This is a genomic window from Rhizobium rhizogenes NBRC 13257 (genome assembly GCF_000696095.1).
Classification (GTDB): Bacteria; Pseudomonadota; Alphaproteobacteria; order Rhizobiales; family Rhizobiaceae; genus Rhizobium; species Rhizobium rhizogenes.
The window spans coordinates 256503-272636 of record NZ_BAYX01000001.1; the positions used below are offsets into that span (position 1 = coordinate 256503).

A 16134-nucleotide genomic window follows, 5' to 3' on the forward strand; every position below is an offset into this window, starting at 1 on the left:
GCGACCATGTCCAAGGCACGCACGTCCCTTGCCCGCACCGGCCTCGTGCATCTGGCGCTCATCGCCTATACGCTCGTTGCCATTTTCCCGGTGTTTCTGACCATCATCAATTCGTTCAAGGATCGCGCTTCGATCTTCCGCGCACCCTTGAGCATCCCGACGCCATCCAGCTTCAGCCTGATCGGCTATCAGACCGTGCTCGGGCAGGGGAGCTTCCTTACCTATTTCCAGAACAGCTTCGTCGTGACGATCGTCTCGATCATCTTCACACTGCTGTTTGGCGCCATGGCCGCCTTTGCGCTGTCGGAATATCGTTTCCGCGGCAATACGGTGATGGGGCTTTATCTTGCGATCGGCATCATGATCCCGATCCGCCTTGGTACGGTTGCCATCCTGCAGGGCATGGTCGCAACCGGTCTGGTCAATACGCTGACCGCGCTGATCCTCGTCTACACGGCGCAGGCCCTGCCGCTTGCCGTCTTCATCCTGTCGGAATTCATGCGAACCGTGTCCGATGACCTGAAGAATGCGGGCCGTATCGATGGCCTCAGCGAATATGCGATCTTCTTCCGCCTCGTGCTGCCGCTGGTCCGTCCGGCCATGGCGACCGTTGCCGTCTTTACGATGATCCCGATCTGGAATGACCTGTGGTTCCCGCTGATCTTGGCGCCGAGCGAGGCGACCAAGACGGTGACGCTGGGCTCGCAGATCTTCATCGGCCAGTTCGTTACCAATTGGAACGCCGTGCTGGCGGCGCTGACGCTCGCCATCCTGCCGATCCTCGTACTTTACGTGATCTTCTCTCGCCAGCTCATTCGCGGCATTACCTCTGGAGCAGTCAAGTGAGTGCATCCGAAAAACCGATCCGCGTCTTGGTCGCCGGCCTTGGCAATATGGGCCGCAGCCATGCGCTCGCCTACCACAACAATCCCGGCTTCGAGATCATCGGCCTCGTCAACCGCTCCAGCCCGAAGCTTGCAGACGAGCTGCAGGGCTACACGATCCATCCGGATTTTGAGGCGGCGCTGAAGGAGCTGAAGCCCGATCTCTGCTCGATCAACACCTATTCCGACAGCCATGCTGACTATGCCGTCATGGCCTTCGAGGCAGGCTGCGATGTCTTCGTCGAAAAACCGCTGGCGACGACAGTTGAAGATGCGGAGCGCGTGGTTGCCGCCGCCAAGAGGGCCGGCCGCAAGCTGGTGATCGGCTATATCCTGCGTCATCACCCCTCATGGACACGGTTGATTGCCGAAGCCCGCAAGCTTGGCGGCCCCTATGTCTTCCGTATGAACCTGAACCAGCAATCGAGCGGACCGACCTGGGAGACGCATAAAGCGCTGATGCGGACGACGTCGCCGATCGTCGATTGCGGCGTGCATTATGTCGATGTCATGTGCCAGATCACCGACGCCAAGCCGGTCGAGGTGCGCGGCATGGGCCTGCGCCTGTCAAACGAGATCGCGCCGGATATGTATAATTACGGGCATCTGCAGGTGATCTACGAGGATGGTTCCGTCGGCTGGTACGAGGCTGGCTGGGGACCGATGATGTCCGAGACTGCCTTCTTCGTGAAGGATGTGATGTCGCCGAATGGTGCGGTGTCCATCGTCATGGACCCGAACGCCAAGTCAGATGATATCGACGCGCACACCAAGACCTCAGTCATCCGGTTGCATAGCGCCGAGACCGGGCCGAGCGGCCAATTCATCCGGCCGGATCGGGACCTTCATATGGACGGCGAGCCAGGTCATCAAGAGCTGTGCGATCTTGAGCAGGCCTTCATGCTCAAGGCCATCCGCGAGGATATCGACCTTGGCCGCCACATGACCGACGCCGTTCAATCGCTGCGCATCTGCCTTGCCGCCGACGAGAGCGTACGCACCGGCAAGCCCGTTTATTTGTAAGGATAAAAGACTGTGGGATCGCTTCAACTGAAATCCATCCGCAAGGCCTATGGCACGCATGATGTGCTGAAGGGCATCGACCTCGAGGTAAAGGACGGCGAGTTCGTCATCTTCGTCGGCCCCTCCGGTTGCGGCAAGTCGACCCTGCTGCGCAGTATTGCCGGCCTTGAGGAAGTGACCTCGGGCACCGTGCTGATCAACGGCAAGGACGTGACCGTGACGCCGCCGGCCAAGCGTGGCATTTCCATGGTGTTCCAGTCCTACGCGCTCTATCCGCATCTGACGGTGAAGGACAATATGGGCCTCGGGCTGAAACAAGCGGGCACGGCGAAGGAAGAAATCGAGAGCCGTGTCGGCAAGGCGTCGGGCATGCTCTCCCTCGAGCCTTATCTTGCCCGTCGTCCGGCCGAACTTTCCGGTGGTCAGCGTCAGCGCGTTGCCATCGGCCGCGCCATTGTGCGCGAGCCGGAACTGTTCCTGTTCGACGAGCCACTGTCGAACCTCGACGCGGCGCTCCGCGTTCAGACCCGCCTCGAAATCGCCCGCCTGCACCGCAGCCTGAAGGCAACGATGATCTATGTCACCCACGATCAGGTCGAAGCGATGACGCTGGCCGATAAGATCGTCGTGATGAACGCCGGGGCTATCGAGCAGATCGGCTCGCCTATGGAACTCTACAATCGCCCGGCCAATGTCTTTGTCGGCGGCTTCATCGGCTCGCCACAGATGAATCTCATCCCGGCGGAAAAGCTCGAACGGGCGGGCGCCAAGACCATCGGCATCCGTCCCGAGCATATCACGCTATCGCGTGAGCAGGGCACCTGGGCCGCCAAGGTCGTCCATGTCGAACATCTCGGCGCCGACACCATCATCTATCTCGAATCCGACCACACCGGCCTTTTGACCGTGCGCCTGTTCGGTGAGCACCAATATGAGCCGGACGAGACGGTCTATGCGACGCCGGACACGGGACATATGCATCGCTTCGACGAGAATGGTCAGGCCATCCGGGCTTAGCCTTTAGATCCAGCAAATAAGAGAGGGCTCCGTCTCCGCGGAGCCCTTAAGCAATATGTAGAATCAGCTTAGATAGCGGTGTTGAAGCCGCCCGCGTTTCTTCGATATTGCGAAATGCAGTTGTAAAACTCCTGCTTTCATTGGGAGTTTGGCGACGAGAACCTGGATCATTCCATGACGACTTTAAGCCGCCCGGATTTAAGTGACATTCATCGAGGCGACTGGGTGGAGCGTCGGTTGCCCATCACATGGCGGCCATTTGCAAGGTTGGCACGGCTGGACCGCCCGGTGGGAATATGGCTGACGCTTTTTCCCTGTTGGGCTGCGCTGGTTCAGGCGTCGCATGGATTTCCCGATCTCCGGCAACTGGCGATCTTCTCTCTCGGTGCTTTGCTGATGAGAAGCGCCGGTTCCACTGTCAATGATATTGCCGACCGAAAGTTTGATGGCCACGTTGAGCGGACCCGCTTCAGGCCTTTGGCAAGCGGACAGACCGGCGTGCCGCAAGCCCTGGCCTTTCTGGCCATCCAGCTTGCGTTGGCGGCCTCTCTCCTGTCTTTCCTGACGCCCTACACGCGCCTTGTCGCAATATGCGTTTTGCCACTCGTGTTCGTCTATCCGCTCTGCAAGCGCTTCACCCATTGGCCTCAGGCTGTTCTCGGCGCGGCGTTCAATTGGGGGATGCTTATGGCATGGGCCGAGGTTACGGGGCATATTCCGCTGGGAGCGGTCCTTATGTGGGCGGGAGCGATCGCCTGGCAGATCGGCTACGACACTGTCTATGCTTACGTTGACGTGAGAGATGATTCCCGACTTGGCCTCAAATCGACGGCGATCCTGTTTGGGCGAAATGGCAAGATCTGGATCGGCGTGTTTTACGCCTTGACGGTCGGTGCGTGGTCGCTCGGGGGCTGGCTGTTGGGCATGTCGCTGCCCTACGCCAACGGAATGCTGGTCATTGCGGCGCACCTTGCCTGGCAAACCTGGCGGATCGATCTTTCCCGCCCTGAGGTGAATTTCCGTCTGTTCCTGGCAAATATTTTGACGGGTGGATTGCTGGCCAGCGCGGCGTTCATCGGAACTTGGTGAGCAGATCGACCGATTGTTCCGACAATGAGTATCTCACATTTTAGCCAAGGGCTCCGTTTCGGCGGAGCCCCTTTTTTTATTTGCCTGGTAGCGACTTGGAATAGTCCAGTCGTCCGGATGAATTCATATCTTTGTCACAGAGGCAGGTTATCTCTCGCTCAGTCCACTCCAACAGCGAGCGCATCATGACAAACGCAGCTTCCACTTATGCGACATGGCATACCGAACCGAATGGCGACATCGCGATGGCGGCATCGCATAGTCCGCTTTGGCGGCATTTCATCGAGACCGTGCCGGAGCGGGATTTTTCGTCGAAGACGGTGTTGGATTTTGGCTGCAATCGCGGTGGTTTCCTGCGGCTGCTTTATGCAATGCGGCCGTTTCGCCGCGGTGTCGGCATCGATATTGCCTCGGAATCCGTTGCCGCCGCTGATGCCGCTAAGGGCAATATGCCGCTGCAATTTCACGTCACGACTGATCTCTCACCCTTTGCCGACAGCTTCGACGTCGCCTTCAGCTATGAGGTCGTCTATCTCTTGCCGGAGTTGCGGCAGCATGCCGAGCAGATGTTTCAGGTCATGCGCAACGGCGGCGTCTATTATGCCGTCACCGGCTGCCACAATGAAATGCCGCTGTGGCCGAAATGGCGGGAATTGATCGGCGGCAACAGCAATGCGCCGGTGCAGGACCGGTCGCCGCAGGATTACATCGACGCTTTCGTGGCGGCCGGCTTCGATGTCTCCGTCCGGCGTTTCGGCTATGATGGCTTCGTGAGCGGTTCGAAGGACCGCAAATATTATCCGAGCATTCTCGATGCACTCTCCTATCCCGCCGAATACAAGCTGTTGTTCCGGCTCGAGAAGCGCGTGTGATATGGAGACGATCGATCGCAAGAGTGGCAGCGCTCTCTGGCATCAGATCGGCGAGGTTCTGGCGGCGGATATTGCCGCCGGGACGTTTGCCGCAGGCGCCAAGTTGCCGACAGAACCGGAGCTGATGGAGCGCTTCGGTGTCAGCCGCTTTACCGTCCGTCAGGCGCTGGGGCATCTGGAGCAGCGGGGATTGGTGCGCGCCGAGCAGGGGCGCGGCACGTTCGTGCACAGGGGTGCTATCGATTATACGCTCTCGAAGAAGACGAGGTTTTCCAAGAATCTCATCGAGCAGGGCTTCGAGCCCGGTGGGGAATTGCTGATCCACGAGATCATTCCGGCATCCGAGCGCGTGGCGGCGCGGCTGAAGCTTGTTCCCGGCGCGCCGGTCATCCATCGCCGCGGCGTAATGACGGCCGATGGTGTTCCCATCGAACTCGGCGACACCTATTATCCGGCGGAGCGTTTTCCCGATTTCGACAAGGTGCGGCTACAATATCCGACGATCACGGCGGCACTGGCAAGCTACGGTGTTCGCGACTACGAGCGCCTGTCGACCGAGATTGAGGCGCGCATGCCGACCGGCGAAGAGGCGCGGCTGTTGCGGCAGCCAAAATCGGCGCCTGTGTTGATGATCCTCAAGGTGGATGTTGATGTTTCCGGTGCGCCCATAGCCTATGCGGAAACGGTATGGTCGGCGGAGCGGGTGACCTTCAAGGTCGATTTGGGGTAGGTGTCCTATCGGTGCGACAAAATATTCACGATCCTGCCGAGTGGATCGCGGACATAGAAGCGCCGGACACCCCAGGGTTCGTCGGTCAGATCGTAGACGATATCGAACTGCATCGATTGGGCGCGCGCATAAAGCTCATCGACATCATCGACCTCGATGGAAAGATCGGGGACGATGGTTCCGGAGCCGCCTTCGCTGGCAATGCTGATCTGCGGCACGGTTGGTGCGTCGGAGGCGAAGGTGAGGATCCAGCCGTGATCCATGACAATATCGAGGCCGAGCAGGTTACCGTAGAAAAGACGGGCGCTCGCCGGATCGGCGGCGTGGAGATTGGGAATGATGCGCAGAACGGCCATGCGGTGCTCCCAACGGAAAAATGGAGGCGGGGCCTTGCCGCGCCTCCATCATCTTAACTCAGACCGTGACCGATGGCAGCAGCTTGGCGCGCTCGGCGAGGATCTGCCGGCAGGAGTTTGCGACTTCGCGGCCCTTGAGGACGAAATGCTCCTTGAAGAATTGGATATGCGCTTCCGATTCCTGGAAATGATGCGGCGTCAGCACGGCCGAGAGGATCGGTACGCCGGTATCGAGCTGGACGCGCATCATCGCGTCAAGAACGGTATTGGCAACGAACTCGTGGCGATAAATCCCGCCGTCGACAACGAAAGCGGTGGCGACAATGGCCGAATAGCGTCCGTTGCGGGCAAGCGTCTGGGCATGCAGCGGGATTTCCAGGGCGCCCGGCACATCGAAGATGTCGATGGGGGAAGCACCCTCGGTCTTCTGCCATTCGGCAATGAAGGAATCGACGCTTTGATCAACGATGTCGGCGTGCCAACGGGCCCGGATCAGTGCAATGCGGCCCGGTTGTGTGGAAATGGAGATAGTCATGAACTCTGCCTTTCAAGGGTTTAACTCAATATCCCTTGGGCGAACACGCAAGGCCACCGAACTCCTCGCGCGGAGGAGCCATCGACTCTGCTTGCTCTCTTCCATCCGGACTATACCGTCGGCTCCGGCCTCTCACCGGATCTGCTGACCCTTCCATTGTGTGGAAGGCGCTCGCGGGCTCGGAGACAAGTCTCCATACCGCCGGTGGGGAATCTCACCCCGCCCTGAGAACGGTCGGAATATAAGTGCAGCGCAGCAGAAATCAAAGAAAAACGCCGGGCGATTAACCCGGCGCTTGTAAAAAATTTATCCAACAGACGTCGATCAGTCCTGGATGACCAGCAGATCGGAGGATGCGAAGCGCAGTGTCACCTTTTCACCGACACTGGGCGGCAACAGGCCGGGGCTGTTGAACATGTCGAAGGAGATGGTGTTGCCGCCGACATTCATGCGTGTTCGGATGACAGAACCGAGGAAATGCGCCGAGGAGACTTCGCCGGTCAGCGCAGTGTCGCCCTTGGCCGATTCAGCCAGCGATCCCGCTTCAGGACGCAGTGCCAGCGATACGGTGTCGCCCGGCTTGTAGGCGGTGACCGACTGCTTCAGGGTCACGCCCTGATCGCCGATCATGATGCGGTTGCTGTCCGGATCGACGACCTTGCCTTCGATCAGGTTCAGCGTGCCGACGAAGGAGGCGACAAAGCGGGTGGCTGGGGTGTTGTAGATTTCGTAGGGCGTCCCGATCTGATCGGCGCGGCCGCCGTTCATGACGACGATGCGATCGGAGATCGACAGGGCTTCTTCCTGATCGTGTGTTACGAAGACGGTGGTGATGCCAAGCTGCCGCTGGATGGCGCGGATTTCCTCGCGAAGCGATACGCGGATCTTGGCGTCGAGCGCCGAGAGCGGTTCGTCGAGCAGCAAGACCTGCGGCTTGACGGCGATGGCGCGGGCGAGCGCCACGCGCTGCTGCTGGCCACCGGACATCTGGTAGGGATAGCGGTCGGCCAGATGATCGAGCTTGATCAGGCCGAGCATTTCCTTGACGCGCTTATCGATGTCGGGCTTGGCCATTCCGGCGACCTTGAGGCCGAAGGCGACGTTGTCGTGCACGGTCATGTTCGGAAACAGCGCATAGGCCTGGAACACCATGCCGATATTGCGCTGGTTCGGCTTCAGCGGGCGCTGGTCCTTGCCGTTGATCGTCAGGGTCCCGGCGGTCGGGCTTTCGAAGCCGGCGATCATGCGCAGCACGGTCGTCTTGCCGCAGCCCGACGGTCCGAGGAAGGAAATGAATTCTCCCTTCTCGATGTGCATGGTGAAGTCGTGAACGACCTGAACTTCGCCGAAGGATTTCTTGAGATGGGTGAGTTCGAGAAAAGCCATGGTGGGGAGCCTTACGCCTTAATCGGAGCGGATTTTGAGAAACGGGAGACCAGCTGGAGCAAGCCCATGCTGAGCCAGGTTATGGCGAGTGCGATGATCGCCAGCGCTGAGGACTGATAGGCCTGGTTGGCGCCGACGAGCTGCATGTAGGGGCCGAATGCCGGACGATTGAGGAGCGAGGCCATGGTGAACTCGCCCATGACGATCGCGAGCGTAATGAAGGCGCCGGAAAGCACGCCGCTCATGACATTCGGGAAGATGCATTTGAACATGATGGTCGTCCAGCTGGCACCCAGGCTTTCGGCAGCTTCGGTCAATGTGCCGATGTCGATCGTACGCATCGCCGTATCGACCGAACGATACATGTAGGGCAAGGACAGCACAATGTACGAGCAGACGAGCAGGATATTCGTCGTTTGATTATAGCCCGTCAGCGGCAGGATCGACGACGAGTTATAGAGACGCAAATAGCCGAAGACGATGACGATCGCCGGGATGACCAGCGGCATCAAGGTGATGAATTCCACCAGCGGGCGTATTTGCGGCAAGCGCAGGCGAACCCAATAGGCCGTCGGCACCACAAGCAGCATGCCGAAAATAATGGTCAGTACTGCCATCAGCATGGAATAGCCAAAGGCGTAAAGGAAGTTCGGATCGGAAAAGACCGAGGTATAGGCATCAAAACTGTAGGCGTTGCGACGCATGCGCAACGAGAACTCCAGCGTGCCGATAAGCGGTACGATGAAATAGAAGGCGCCGATGGCAACCGCGATCCAGGCAAAGAATTTTTGCAGTTTCATTTTTGCCACCGTTCAGCGCGCATACGCATGAGAATGTAGATGACGTTCGAGATGCCGGTGATGACGATCATGCCGAGCGCCATGGCATAGCCGAGATTGGCATTATGCAGCACATCGCCGCGGATTTGCGCGTAGAGCTGGATCGGCACGATATTGAGCGAGCTGCCCGTCAGTGCGATGGCTGTCGCGATTGCGCCAAAAGCGTTGGCAAACAGTAGCAGCGTCGTGCCGAGCAGGCTCGGCCAGAGGATAGGCAACGCGACCATCAGCCAATATTGCCCGTTGGTAGCACCGAGGATGGAGGCGGCTTCGCGCCATTCCTTCTTCATGCCATCAAGGGCCGGCGTGATGATCAGCACCATCAGTGGGATCTGGAAATACATGTAGGTGATGGTGAGGCCGATGAAGCTGTAGAGATTGAAGCCGGTCGAATACAAATTGAAGCCGAACAACTCTACCATCAGCACGGTGACGAGCCCGAGACGGCCGATCGTGGCGATGAACGCGAAGGCCAGCGGTACACCGGCGAAATTGGAGGCTACGCCCGAAAAGGTCAGAAATGTATGGCGGACCCAGGCCGGAAGGCCGCCCATGACCAGTGCCCAGGCGAGATAGAAACCGATCAGCGCGCCGCCAAGCGCGGAAACGACCGACACCTTGATACTGATCCAGTAGGAATTCATGATGGACGGCGTGAACAGATCGGCGATGTTCTTGAGCGTGAGGCTACCGTCCGGTGTCAGAAATGCGCCGGCGACCAGGTAGATCGTCGGGAAAATCAGAAACAGCAGCGCGAAGAGCAGGAAGGGTGCAATACCCAGCCAGTCGATGACGGCGCGCTTGCTGATCAGGGGAGCAGAACTGATCGTTGATGTTGTGACGGTGCTCATGAAGTGCCCAATCTACGGCATCGAAAAACGGAAAACCTCCCCGTCGAAACGGGGAGGTCATTTCAAGTCGGATTACTGTACGTTCGAACCGACGACGCTGTCCCAATTGGTGGTGATAGCGGTCTTGCCAGCAGCCTGTTCGTCGAGCGTCGGGAAGATGGCCTTTTCATAGGCGGCAGCCGGCGGCAACTTGTCGAGGAGTTCCTTCGGAATCTTGCCGTTCTTGGCAAGATCGTTGAAGCGGATCGGGTGGCAATAGCCCTTCAGCCAGCCAACCTGGCCTTCGTCGGAATAAAGGAATTCCATCCAGAGCTTGGCGGCGTTCGGGTGCGGAGCGAAAGCCGAGATCGCCTGCACGTAGACGCCGGCGACAACGCCCGAAGCCGGAACGGTGACTTCAACCGGTGGGTTGCCGTTCAGGCTGTCGCGCCATGCGAGGCCGTTATAGTCCCATGCAACGACGATCGGGGTAGCACCCTGAGCGAGCGAAGCGGACTTGCCGATGACCGGAACGAAGTTGCCAGCCTTGTTGAGCTGAGCGAAATACTTCAGGCCGGCTTCGCCGATCTTGGTCGCATCCTTTTCGCCAGCGGCGAGACCGGCAGCGTAAGCGGCTTGGACGGCCTGGTTGGACGTGCGCGGGTCGCCAGCGAGCGATACCGTGTTGGCATATTCCGGCTTCAGCAGGTCAGCCCAGTCCTTCGGCGGGTTCTTGACGATGTCCTTGTTCACGACGAAGGAGAGAACGCCGTAATAATCGCCGTACCAGTAGCCGTCGGCATCCTTGGCGCTGTCAGGAATGGAATCCCAGGTCGAGACCTTATAAGGCTGGATCAGGCCGTCTTTCTTGGCGGAGGGACCAAAGGAGAGACCGACGTCGATCACGTCGGGAGCCTGCGGGCCGGTGTTGCCCTTGTTGGCGCGGATGGCTTCGACTTCATCACCCGAGCCGGCGTCCGGATTGAGTTCGTTGACCTCGATGCCATACTTCGCCTTGAAGGCTGCGATAAGGTCGCCATAACCGCACCAGTTGTGGGGCAGGGCGATGGTGGTCAGCGTGCCTTCCTTCTTGGCGGCAGCGATAAGGTCCGCGCTCGGTTCAGCAGCCGCGATGGCGGTCGAAGCCATGATCATCGCGGTGGAGAGCGTCAGAAGACGATGAATTTTCGTGATCACTGGTATTCCTCCTTTTAGGTTTTCAGTGTCTGGCGTTGCTGTTAATGACGTTGCATGAAGGTTGTGTGACGGGTTCAATGAGTTGCGTTTCCAGCAAATGCAAGGATTTACTCTTATTCACGAACTAAGACGGACAATGTCTTGCTGGCGAATTCGCAGGTCGTTATTCAATACTTCTTTTCCCTCTAACTTAGCTTGCGAAACAGGCGTGTCTGTTCGAAGAGGCCTTCCAGGGTTTTCATGCGCTCGCTCGTCTCGTCCCAGGTCGAACTCTGCACGGCCTCGATCAGCGCTTCGACGATAAAGAGGGTGACGACAGAGGAATCCCAAGCCGAAGGCGCCTCTATTTGCACGCGAAACGTGTGCTTGGCATGTTTGGCGGCGGGTGTAGCCCATTGATCGGTAAAGACGATGATCTCGGCCCCATGGCGGCGGGCGGCGGCAGCGAGATTGACCATCTCCTGCTCATAGCGCCTGATATCGAAGATCACGAGCAGGTCGCCGGGGTTCATGTTCAACACATATTGCGGCCACGAGCTTGAATTGGAGGAGAGCAGGGTCGTGTTCGGGCGGATGACCTGCATATGGGTGAAGAAATATTCGGCCAGCGCGCCGGTAATACGCCCACCGACGAAATAAAGCCCGCGTTTACGCTCCGACAGCAGCGCGGCGACGCTTTCGAAGGTTGCCACATCGATGTCCGTCAGCGTTTGGCGGAGATTGCCCATGATGGCATCGGCAAAGCGGTTGAGGATGTGCGTGCCGGGGGCATTGGATGCCCAGCGGTCATGCTTGGTCAGCGGATTGGAGATGGTCGCCTCGACCTCATGATGGAGGTGCGACTGAAAATCGGGATAACCCTTATAGCCGAGTTTCTGCACCATACGCGCCACGGTCGGCGTGGACACGCGGGCGTTCTCGGCGACCGTCGTAATGCTGCCCAACCCCGAAACGGGGTAGTTGTCGAGCAGGCTCTTGGCGAGCTGCTTTTCGGCGCGTGTCAACGCGTCGAATTGGGCATGGATTACGTCCGAAACTGTCTTCGACGCATTGCTCACTCGATTTTAGCTCCCCGGGACGGTCTTATGCCAGTCTCCTGTGACGATATAACAACGCTGTCACATTTCGTGTCAATGTCACAAATGAAGAAATAATTTCAGTTTGGAGTTGACAGTGGCTGAAACCTGAAGAATTCTTTTCTTATAAATATTTTATTAAGTAGCGATGGGGCGCCTTCAATGCTGGCCCAGCAAGGCATTCTGACGGAAGCGGATGGCGAATGCGTTGCGGTCGAACGGCCGGACGGAAAGAGCCCGTTTTTCATCATTTGCGAACACGCATCTCGCAGGCTGCCGGAACGCTTCGGCGATCTTGGTCTGTCGCCTGAAGCGCTTTCCAGCCACATTGCTTGGGATCCTGGGGCATTGGCTGTTGCCCGGAAAATCTCCGACAGTCTCGATGCAACACTGGTCCATCAGCGCTTCTCGCGTCTGATCTATGACTGCAACCGGCCGCCGGAAAGCGCCGGCGCCATGCCGGAAATTAGCGAGATCTATACGATCCCCGGCAATCAGCATCTGCGCGCCGCAGACCGGGAGGCTCGGACCGAGGCACTTTACATACCGTTTCACAACCGTATTCAGGCACTTTTGAAAGAGCGGGCGAACAGTGGACAAAAAACCGTGATCGTTACCGTCCACAGTTTTACGTCTGTCTACAACGGCAAGCCCCGGGCGGTGGAGCTCGGCATTCTGCATGATGACGATCGCTGGCTGGCGGATCGCATGCTCGATGCGGCGGCTGAGGCGCCGCTCTATCGTACCGAGCGCAACGAACCTTACGGGCCAGAGGATGGCGTTACCCATACGCTGAAATTGCATGGGATCGCCAATGGTTTGCATAACGTAATGATCGAGGTCCGCAACGACCTCATCGTGGATGACGTCGGCCAAGAGGTCGTGGCCGACTATCTGACAGGGCTTCTGCAGAGCAGTCTGGAAGCCTGACTAGAAGAAGAAAAGACCTCGGGGAGCAGCTCAACTGCGATCGGGCCATACGGCAAAAAGCCGGTGGCTCACATGACACACGGTCCTCCGCAATTCCGCGGAAGGCTTGGTTTTAGGGGGAATGACATGTCTGATTACACAGACTTAGACAAGAAAGAGGATGTGCATATCCTGCACTCCATGGGCTATGCCCAGGAGTTGGAACGGCGCATGAGCTCGTTTTCGAATTTTGCGGTATCCTTTTCGATTATTTGTATTCTTTCCGGTGGTATCAATTCGCTTGCCCAGGCAACGTCAGGCGCAGGCGGTGCGGCAATCGGCATCGGCTGGCCGGTCGGTTGCTTTATTTCCCTCGTCTTTGCCGTTGCGATGGCGCAGATCAGTTCGGCCTATCCGACAGCGGGCGGCCTCTATCACTGGGGCTCTATCCTCGGTAACCGCTTCACCGGCTGGCTGACCGCCTGGTTCAACCTTCTCGGCCTCGTCACGGTTCTCGGCGCGATCAATGTCGGCACCTACTACTTCTTCATCGGCGCCTTCGGCGGCTATTTCGGCATGACCGATACGACCTTGGTCCGCATGGTGTTCCTGGTCGTCATCACCGGCCTTCAGGCGTTGGTGAACCATATGGGTATCGGACTGACGGCGAAGCTGACCGACTTTTCCGGCTATCTGATCTTTGCAACGTCGATCGCACTGGCAATCGTGTGCCTGCTCGCTGCACCCTCCTATGACTTTGCCCGCCTGTTCACCTTCACGAACTACTCGGGCGTGGCAACGATTGCAGCCGACGGCACGGCGACCGGCGCTCCGGTCTGGCCGCAGGTTTCCACCTTCTGGGTCTTCGCTCTCGGTCTGCTGCTGCCGATCTACACGATCACCGGCTATGACGCTTCGGCGCATACGTCGGAAGAGACCGTCAAGGCGGCTCATTCCGTTCCCCGCGGCATGGTGGCCTCCGTGCTTTGGTCGGCATTGTTCGGCTACATCATGCTGTGCTCTTTCGTCCTGATGCTCCCAAACATGGACGATGCCGCAAAGCAGGGCTGGAACGTGTTCTTCTGGGCGATGGATGCTCAGGTGAACCCGATCATCAAGGACATCCTGTATTTCCTGATCTTCATCAGCCAGTGGCTGTGCGGCCTGGCGACGGTAACGTCGGTCTCGCGCATGATCTTCGCGTTCTCGCGTGACGGCGGCCTTCCGGCTTCCAAGGCACTCTCCAAGGTCAGCCCGAAATACCGTACGCCGGTTTCGGCGATCTGGGCCGGTTCGATCCTTTCGGTGCTGTTCGTCTGGGGTTCCTCGCTGGTCTCGATCGGTGATACGCCTGTCTACAGCATCGTCGTTTCGTGCACCGTCATCTTCCTGTTCTTCTCCTTCGCGATCCCGATCACGCTCGGCCTGTTCGCATGGGGCACGTCGAAGTGGGACAAGATGGGACCGTGGAACCTCGGCGAGGGGCTGTTCAAGCTCTTTGCCGTGCTGACGGTCATCGCGATGATCATCATCTTCGTTCTCGGCATTCAACCGCCGAATGACTGGGCCGGTATCATTACCGTCGGCTTCCTCGTGCTGACGGCAATCGTCTGGTTCGGTCTCGAGCGCCGCCGCTTCAAGGGCCCGCCGATTGGTGATGCGATCGCCAAGCGCAAGGCTGATATTGCAGCGGCAGAAGCGGCTGTCGGCGAAAGCTGAGGGTCGGACTATACGTCCCAAAATCATGAGGCCGCATCCGTGCGGCCTCTTTCACCGGCACAAACGCGGCGCCTCCCGTCAGGGAATGTGGTTTTGTCGTTTTGTTGTCCGATGCCACCATTAATGTTCAGGCGGATCAAACATGAGCACTAGCTATACGCTCGACGACCTCAGACTGGATGTGGCCGAGGGTCGCATCGATACGGTTCTGGCATGCCAGGTGGATATGCAGGGCCGCCTGATGGGCAAACGATTCCAGGCGGAATTCTTTGTCGAAAGCGCCTGGAAGGAAACGCATAGCTGCAACTATCTGCAGGCGACCGACATCGAGATGGAAACCGTCTCCGGCTACAAGTCGACAAGCTGGGAGAAGGGCTATGGCGACTACACGATGAAGCCGGATCTCTCCACGCTTCGCCGTATTCCTTGGCTCGAAGGCACGGCGCTCGTGCTCTGTGACGTGCTCGATCATCACACGCACGAAGAAGTGGCTCACTCCCCGCGTGCCATCCTCAAGAAGCAGGTCAAGCGTCTCGAAGCGCTGGGCATGAAGGCCTATATGGCCTCGGAGCTCGAATTCTTCCTGTTCGACCAAACCTATGACAGCGCCCGCGAATCCGGCTATCGCAACCTCAATCTCGTCAGCGGCTACAATGAAGATTACCACATCTTCCAGACCACCAAGGAAGAGGATGTGATGCGGGCGATCCGCAAGGGCTTGCAGGGCGCCGAGATCCCGGTCGAAAACTCCAAGGGTGAGGCCTCGGCCGGCCAGGAGGAAATCAACGTTCGCTATGCCGACGCGCTTGATATGGCCGACCGCCATGCGATCATCAAGAACGGCTGCAAGGAGATTGCCTGGGCAAAGGGCAAGGCCATCACCTTCCTGGCGAAGTGGAACTACAGCGCCGCCGGCAGCTCGTCGCATATCCACCAGTCGCTGTGGAGCGCCGACGGCAAGACACCGCTGTTCTTCGACAAGGAAGCAGAGCATGGCATGACGCTGCTGATGAAGCATTACGTCGCCGGGCTTTTGAACCATGCCAGCGAGATCACCTATTTCCTCGCGCCCTATATCAACTCCTACAAGCGTTTCGTCGCAGGCACCTTCGCGCCCACCAAGGCGATCTGGAGCACGGACAACCGCACGGCGGGCTATCGTCTCTGCGGTGCGGAGACCAAGAGCATCCGCATCGAATGCCGCGTCGGCGGCTCGGATCTCAATCCCTATCTCGCCTTTGCCGCGCTGATCGCCGCCGGTCTCGACGGCATCGAGAACAAGCTTGAGCTGGAAGCGCCTTTCGTCGGCGACGCCTATGGTGCCCGCGAGGTTCGCGAAATTCCGCGCACGCTGCGCGATGCCGCTGTGGCGTTGTCGGGCTCGAAGATGCTGCGCGCAGCCTTCGGCGACGAGGTCATCGATCACTATACTCGCGCTGCCGAATGGGAGCAGGAGGAATATGACCGCCGCATCACGGATTGGGAGGTGGCGCGCGGATTCGAAAGGGCGTAAGCCTGCCGTTGATTATGAGCCCTGCCCAATTTTCGTCGCCGGACGAGGGCAGGGAAGGGGGCTGCAGCGAAGCGCTTCTTTCGGCGGCGCAGGACTTGCGGGAACCTTCTTCGCGGCCAGCCGAAAATATGTTCGTGACTATAAAAACAGGATTTCGAT

The 16134-nt window shown here is 58.6% G+C and carries 16 protein-coding genes and 1 riboswitch; of the genes, 9 read left to right on the forward strand and 7 right to left on the reverse strand.

Annotated features, from left to right (window positions below):
• Positions 1 to 6 precede the first annotated feature (6 nt).
• The 6 genes from RRH01S_RS01230 to phnF all read left to right on the forward strand — a co-directional run bounded on the left by RRH01S_RS01230 (position 7) and on the right by phnF (position 5615).
• Positions 7 to 846, forward strand: a complete 840-nt coding sequence (locus RRH01S_RS01230; RefSeq protein ID WP_012651861.1) for a carbohydrate ABC transporter permease — start codon at positions 7 to 9, stop codon at positions 844 to 846.
• Entirely contained in the window at positions 843 to 1907 is a 1065-nt protein-coding gene (locus tag RRH01S_RS01235) for a Gfo/Idh/MocA family protein (protein ID WP_012651860.1), read from the forward strand. The genes RRH01S_RS01230 and RRH01S_RS01235 overlap by 4 nt, the downstream gene beginning before the upstream one ends.
• A 12-nt stretch (positions 1908 to 1919) precedes the next feature.
• Positions 1920 to 2924 (forward strand): ABC transporter ATP-binding protein, encoded by a 1005-nt coding sequence (locus RRH01S_RS01240; protein WP_012651859.1) that lies wholly within the window; start codon positions 1920 to 1922, stop codon positions 2922 to 2924.
• Between the two features lie 174 nt (positions 2925 to 3098).
• The gene (gene ubiA / locus RRH01S_RS01245; protein ID WP_012651858.1) at positions 3099 to 4013 is read left to right on the forward strand and encodes a 4-hydroxybenzoate octaprenyltransferase; all 915 of its coding nucleotides are present in this window, start codon (positions 3099 to 3101) and stop codon (positions 4011 to 4013) included.
• A 185-nt stretch (positions 4014 to 4198) separates the two neighbouring features.
• A complete protein-coding gene (locus tag RRH01S_RS01250; RefSeq protein ID WP_007694051.1) occupies positions 4199 to 4885 on the forward strand; it encodes a class I SAM-dependent methyltransferase in 687 nt (228 codons plus the stop codon).
• Position 4886: 1 nt separating this feature from the next.
• Positions 4887 to 5615, forward strand: coding sequence for a phosphonate metabolism transcriptional regulator PhnF (phnF, locus tag RRH01S_RS01255; RefSeq protein ID WP_012651857.1), 729 nt, complete (start codon positions 4887 to 4889; stop codon positions 5613 to 5615).
• 5 nt (positions 5616 to 5620) lie between these two features.
• Here phnF and RRH01S_RS01260 read toward each other — a convergent pair whose 3' ends face one another.
• The 7 genes from RRH01S_RS01260 to RRH01S_RS01290 form a co-directional block, all read right to left on the reverse strand.
• Entirely contained in the window at positions 5621 to 5971 is a 351-nt protein-coding gene (locus tag RRH01S_RS01260) for a VOC family protein (protein WP_012651856.1), read from the reverse strand.
• A 58-nt stretch (positions 5972 to 6029) separates the two neighbouring features.
• The gene (locus RRH01S_RS01265; RefSeq protein WP_012651855.1) at positions 6030 to 6506 is read right to left on the reverse strand and encodes a 6,7-dimethyl-8-ribityllumazine synthase; all 477 of its coding nucleotides are present in this window, start codon (positions 6504 to 6506) and stop codon (positions 6030 to 6032) included.
• Between the two features lie 89 nt (positions 6507 to 6595).
• Positions 6596 to 6742: riboswitch (FMN riboswitch) on the reverse strand.
• Positions 6743 to 6830: 88 nt separating this feature from the next.
• Positions 6831 to 7892: an ABC transporter ATP-binding protein gene (locus RRH01S_RS01270; protein WP_007694060.1), complete on the reverse strand. Its 1062-nt coding sequence runs from the start codon at positions 7890 to 7892 to the stop codon at positions 6831 to 6833.
• An 11-nt stretch (positions 7893 to 7903) separates the two neighbouring features.
• On the reverse strand, positions 7904 to 8692 hold the full coding sequence (locus RRH01S_RS01275) for an ABC transporter permease (RefSeq protein WP_007694062.1): 789 nt from the start codon (positions 8690 to 8692) through the stop codon (positions 7904 to 7906).
• On the reverse strand, positions 8689 to 9582 hold the full coding sequence (locus RRH01S_RS01280; protein WP_007694065.1) for an ABC transporter permease: 894 nt from the start codon (positions 9580 to 9582) through the stop codon (positions 8689 to 8691). Before RRH01S_RS01280 ends, RRH01S_RS01275 begins: the two co-directional genes overlap by 4 nt.
• A gap of 72 nt (positions 9583 to 9654) precedes the next feature.
• Positions 9655 to 10758, reverse strand: a complete 1104-nt coding sequence (locus RRH01S_RS01285) for an ABC transporter substrate-binding protein (protein ID WP_007694066.1) — start codon at positions 10756 to 10758, stop codon at positions 9655 to 9657.
• A 185-nt stretch (positions 10759 to 10943) separates the two neighbouring features.
• Positions 10944 to 11816, reverse strand: coding sequence for a MurR/RpiR family transcriptional regulator (locus RRH01S_RS01290; RefSeq protein WP_007694067.1), 873 nt, complete (start codon positions 11814 to 11816; stop codon positions 10944 to 10946).
• Positions 11817 to 11996: 180 nt separating this feature from the next.
• Between RRH01S_RS01290 and RRH01S_RS01295 the strand changes: the two genes are divergently transcribed.
• The 3 genes from RRH01S_RS01295 (at position 11997) to RRH01S_RS01305 (ending at position 15975) form a co-directional block, all read left to right on the forward strand.
• Complete coding sequence (locus RRH01S_RS01295) at positions 11997 to 12764, forward strand: N-formylglutamate amidohydrolase (RefSeq protein WP_034517935.1); 768 nt, start codon at positions 11997 to 11999, stop codon at positions 12762 to 12764.
• Between the two features lie 126 nt (positions 12765 to 12890).
• Positions 12891 to 14462, forward strand: coding sequence for an amino acid permease (locus RRH01S_RS01300; RefSeq protein WP_012651851.1), 1572 nt, complete (start codon positions 12891 to 12893; stop codon positions 14460 to 14462).
• Positions 14463 to 14604: 142 nt separating this feature from the next.
• Positions 14605 to 15975, forward strand: coding sequence for a glutamine synthetase family protein (locus tag RRH01S_RS01305; protein WP_012651850.1), 1371 nt, complete (start codon positions 14605 to 14607; stop codon positions 15973 to 15975).
• The last annotated feature ends 159 nt before the right edge of the window (positions 15976 to 16134 follow it).

Coding starts and splice junctions, on each gene's coding strand:
- RRH01S_RS01230 (WP_012651861.1), top strand. CDS start 7: ATGTCCAAGGCACGCACGTCCCTTGCCCGCACCGGCCTCGTGCATCTG.
- ubiA (WP_012651858.1), top strand. CDS start 3,099: ATGACGACTTTAAGCCGCCCGGATTTAAGTGACATTCATCGAGGCGAC.
- RRH01S_RS01250 (WP_007694051.1), top strand. CDS start 4,199: ATGACAAACGCAGCTTCCACTTATGCGACATGGCATACCGAACCGAAT.
- phnF (WP_012651857.1), top strand. CDS start 4,887: ATGGAGACGATCGATCGCAAGAGTGGCAGCGCTCTCTGGCATCAGATC.
- RRH01S_RS01260 (WP_012651856.1), bottom strand. CDS start 5,971: ATGGCCGTTCTGCGCATCATTCCCAATCTCCACGCCGCCGATCCGGCG.
- RRH01S_RS01265 (WP_012651855.1), bottom strand. CDS start 6,506: ATGACTATCTCCATTTCCACACAACCGGGCCGCATTGCACTGATCCGG.
- RRH01S_RS01270 (WP_007694060.1), bottom strand. CDS start 7,892: ATGGCTTTTCTCGAACTCACCCATCTCAAGAAATCCTTCGGCGAAGTT.
- RRH01S_RS01275 (WP_007694062.1), bottom strand. CDS start 8,692: ATGAAACTGCAAAAATTCTTTGCCTGGATCGCGGTTGCCATCGGCGCC.
- RRH01S_RS01280 (WP_007694065.1), bottom strand. CDS start 9,582: ATGAGCACCGTCACAACATCAACGATCAGTTCTGCTCCCCTGATCAGC.
- RRH01S_RS01295 (WP_034517935.1), top strand. CDS start 11,997: ATGCTGGCCCAGCAAGGCATTCTGACGGAAGCGGATGGCGAATGCGTT.
- RRH01S_RS01300 (WP_012651851.1), top strand. CDS start 12,891: ATGTCTGATTACACAGACTTAGACAAGAAAGAGGATGTGCATATCCTG.
- RRH01S_RS01305 (WP_012651850.1), top strand. CDS start 14,605: ATGAGCACTAGCTATACGCTCGACGACCTCAGACTGGATGTGGCCGAG.